The organism is Streptomyces sp. NRRL S-495, assembly GCF_000966955.1.
Lineage (GTDB): Bacteria > Actinomycetota > Actinomycetes > Streptomycetales > Streptomycetaceae > Kitasatospora > Kitasatospora purpeofusca.
The window spans coordinates 1-2,438 of record NZ_JZWY01001161.1 but is presented as its reverse complement, the minus strand read 5'-3'; the positions used below and the strand labels follow the sequence as shown (position 1 = coordinate 2,438).

2 protein-coding genes and 1 pseudogene are annotated in these 2,438 nt (G+C 72.4%); all 3 read right to left on the bottom strand.

Annotation, left to right across the window (positions count from 1 at the left end; genetic code table 11):
• Positions 1 to 211, bottom strand: a 211-nt coding sequence (locus tag VR45_RS50390) for an ATP-binding cassette domain-containing protein (RefSeq protein ID WP_159394547.1), incomplete at its 3' end; no start/stop codon positions are given.
• Between the two features lie 160 nt (positions 212 to 371).
• Entirely contained in the window at positions 372 to 1,415 is a 1,044-nt protein-coding gene (locus VR45_RS40140) for a substrate-binding domain-containing protein (RefSeq protein ID WP_107084410.1), read from the bottom strand.
• Positions 1,416 to 2,073: 658 nt separating this feature from the next.
• Positions 2,074 to 2,438: pseudogene (locus VR45_RS49790) on the bottom strand (hypothetical protein); the annotation flags it as partial.

The following is a 2,438-nucleotide window of genomic DNA, read 5'->3' as shown; positions in this document are numbered from 1 at the left end:
GCAGGGTGGACTTGCCGGCGCCGTTCTCCCCCATGAGGGCGGTGACCTGACCGGCCGGGAAGTCGAGGGTGACTCCGCCGAGTGCCTGCACCGCGCCGAACCGCTTGGTCACCTGGTGCACGCCGGCGAATCCTGTCGCGCCCGGGCCGGTCGGTGGGCGCGGGTCGGTCGGTGGGCGCGGGCCGGGCGTCGGGTCGTGGGCTTTGCTCATGGAAGGTCCTCGGGAGGTCTGTCGGGGAGTGGGTGGAGCCGGTCGGGGCCGCGGGGAGTTGCGGCCGATCGCCTCCGGCCCCTGGTCAGGGCAGCTGAGGGGGCCGGAGGCGGGCCGGGTCGGCGCGGCGCGGGTACGACGACCGGTCTGGGGGCAGGTGTCAGCCGCAGGTGACGCCGGCGGACTTCCAGGTGGCCGCGTCGACCATGGTGGTGGGCGCGAACGCCTCCTTCGGGAACTCCTTGCCGTCCTTGAGCTTGTCGTACATGGTCTGGACGGCCAGGGCGCCGACGTCCTTGCCGTTGATGAACAGCGCGGCCTTCATGCCGGACGGCTTGCCGGAGCCCCAGTTCTTGCAGGCGAGGTAGGCGCCGATGCCGACGCCGATCACCCGGTCCGCCCCGATGCCGGCGTTCTCCAGCGCGGTGACGCCGCCCTGCACGTTCTCGTCGTTGCAGCCCCAGACGACCCAGTTCTTCACCCCGGGGTTGGCGGTGACCGTCGCGGCGATCTTGTCCTGGGCCCCGGTCGGCGTGTTGTCGGTGGCCACGTCGATGTTCTGGACGCCGGGCGCGGCGGCGCCGAATGCCTCCTTGGCGCCCTTCACCCGGTCGCCGCAGACCGTGACGTCCTGCTTCCACGCGGAGATGGTGCGGGTCTCGGCCGGGTTCCAGCCGGCCTTCTTGTACTCCTCGGCCGCGCGCTTGCCGACCTCACCACCCATCTGGGAACCCGAGAAGCCGATCCGCGGGACCAGGTTCTCCTTGGCGCACACCGACGGGTCGGGGCCGTTGGTGCAGATCTGGTCGTCCGAGGTCAGGAGCGCCAGCTTGGCGTCCTTCGCGGCCTGGACCACCTGCGGGCCGACCGCCGGGTCCGGCACCACGATGATCACGCCGTTGGTCTTCTGCGCGACGGCCGCCTGGACCTCGCTGATCGTCTTGTTGGCGTCGTTGCCCAGGTTCACCACCTTGAGGTCGACGCCCAGCTCGGCCGCCTTCGCCTTGGCGCCGGCGGCCTCGCCGACGAAGTACTCCTGGTCACCCTGCTTCTGCAGGTAGGTGATCGAGATCTTCCCGTCGACCGTGGCGACCGCGGCGTCCCCGCCGGAGGCGGCTTCCTTGCCGGTCGAACACGCGGTCGTCAGGCCGAGGCTGAGCAGCAGTCCCGCTGCGGCGACAGTACGGCTGGTGGTACGGAACATGGGGAGCTCCTTCGGGACCGCACCCGTGGACGGCAGGGTGCCGGGTGCGGTGGGGCGCAGGTACGTGGGGCCCGAGATGGTGGCGGGCCACGATCTGGAGGAAATGTGGCTGGTCGGGACTACGTTTGTCGGTGAACAGCAAAGCAAACACAATGCGTCAGAAACCAACAGACTTGAACGTAGTGGGGATATGACACCTCTGTTTCGGAAGTCACGTCAAGAGCACGTCGGTGTCGAGACCACCTTGTGACGTGCGGCACTCGACCGACCCCGCTGCAGTGCCGGGGCTGCACCGGAGTCGGCGGGGGCGGGGCCGGCCGTGGGCCGGCTTGTAACGCTTCGGTAAACCCGCGGGACGGTCCGGGGGTGCGCGACTCGTACCTCGGAGACCTGCGCGCGGACCGGCGGCAGGCCGCACGGAGAGCCCGCCCCGGAGTCCGAGGAGAACAGTGAGAGACCCCGCACCGTCCTGGAGTGCCTTCGTTCCCCGCGGCGAGCAGCCCCGGCGGGACCGACCCGCCCCGGCCGCCGACGCGGAGGACGGGCGATCGGGCGGAACGGGGTGGTTCGGCCCGGCGCCGGAGGAGGGCGAACCCACCATCGTCGTCCGGCGTCCCACGGCCCTCGTCCGCGCCGTACAGCCGTTCCCGACGGACCATCAGGAGGAGCCGGAGCAGAGGGAGATGGGCGGGCGGCCCTCCTCCCGGGCCGCGCTGTGGTGGACGCTGGTGGTCTCGGCCGCCGCCCTGGCGGGCGGTACGGCCGCTGCCGTCCAGTACGAAGGCACCCCCGGCCGGATCCTCCGGCCGGGGGCCTCGCCCCCGGCCGGCGCACCGGCCGGTGCGCCCGTGCCGACAGCCGGGAGTCCTTCCGGTGCGTCCGGTGCCGCCGTGCCCCGTCCGCCTGCCGGGGCCACGACGGCACCACCGCGGACGGGAGTTGCGGAGAGGGGCGGGAGCGCCGCCCCCGCCCCGGGCACCCCGGATCCGGTGAAGCCGAGCGGGGCCAGGTCCTCCCCGCCCG